The sequence below is a fragment of the Streptomyces sp. NPDC101166 genome, assembly GCF_044768125.1.
Lineage (GTDB): Bacteria > Actinomycetota > Actinomycetes > Streptomycetales > Streptomycetaceae > Streptomyces.
Window position 1 is genome coordinate 1 of sequence record NZ_JBIWPF010000204.1, and the last position, 1215, is coordinate 1215.

The following is a 1215-nucleotide window of genomic DNA, read 5'->3' on the forward strand; positions in this document are numbered from 1 at the left end:
CCCCGCGATGCCGGGCAGCCAGATGATCTTCTTCAGCCCCAGCAATGTGTCCAGTTCGGCCTCGACATCTGCCTTGCTCCAGCCGGGATTGCGATTGGCGTTGAGCACACAGCTCTCGGTGATGATGGCCGTGCCCTCGCCGTCGACCTCGATCCCTCCACCCTCGAGCACCAGCTCGGTCGACACCGTCCGCACGCCCGCGCGACCGGCGACCAGGCTCGCCACCCGCGCGTCCTGCCCGTGCGCCTGCTTGTTCCCCCAGCCGTTGAAGTTGAAGTCGACCGCGGCCTTGCCGCCGCCTTTCACGAACACCGGCCCGGTGTCGCGCATCCACAGATCGTCCAGCGCGGCGGGCACCAGTTCGACGTTCGCGCCGCCGATCAACCCGCGCGCGATTTCCATATCCTCGGGACGCACCAGCATCGACACCGGCTCGAACCGTGCGATGGCCTGCGCGATCGAGGCCAGGTTGCGCCGGGCCTCGGGCAGCACGTCACCGTAGGCCGCGCTCGCGCCGAACGCCATCCAGGTGCGCTTGTGCGGCTCCCCCTCCTCCGGCATCGACCACGGCCGGTCGCCGCCCCCACTGCCGGTGGCGGGCATGGCCGAGGCGGCCTTGGCGGCGAGGAGCACCCCGCCGACCACGCCGATACCCGTCTGAACGAACCGACGACGCTGCATACAAATCTCCCAAAATCCGGTCTTGCTCGAAGGCTGCCACGGTATCCCTGACTAAAAATTTGGTCAAGAAATGGCGACAGGAGTCACCGGTCGTCGCCAACAGGTCAGTGCGCCAGGGCCAGCGGGGCCGACGGAATCCGCGGCTCAGGACGCCGCGGCACGGCGGTAGGTGGTGCGTCCGGCCAGCCAGGTCTCCAATACCTGGATATTCGGGATCGACTGTGGGGCAACCGATCTCGGGTCGGTGTCCAGCCACACCAGATCCGCGCCGGAGCCGAGGGCCAGAGTCCCCCACGGGGCGTCGCGGAGATCGGCGAAGGCCTGGTGGGCGACGCCGGCGGTGTAGGCGTCCAGGGCGGTGGTGATGTCGAGGAGCTCGGTGGGAATCCAGCCGCCGCTAGGCTCGCCCTCGGCGGTGCGGCGGGTCACCGCCGTCGCGATGCCGTCGAGCGGAACCGCCGACGACACCGGCCAATCGGAGCCGAACGCCAGGCGGGCGCCGCCTTCGACCAGGCTCCGGAAGGGGTACTGGCG

At 69.4% G+C, this 1215-nt stretch carries 2 protein-coding genes; both read right to left on the reverse strand.

The genetic code is table 11. From position 1 onward, the window contains the following. Positions 1 to 681: agmatine deiminase family protein (locus tag ACIRS4_RS37745; RefSeq protein WP_404204721.1), on the reverse strand; the 681-nt coding region annotated here is incomplete at its 3' end. Between the two features lie 144 nt (positions 682 to 825). Next, a partial coding sequence (locus ACIRS4_RS37750; protein WP_404204723.1) for an amidohydrolase family protein occupies positions 826 to 1215 on the reverse strand: 390 nt, incomplete at its 5' end.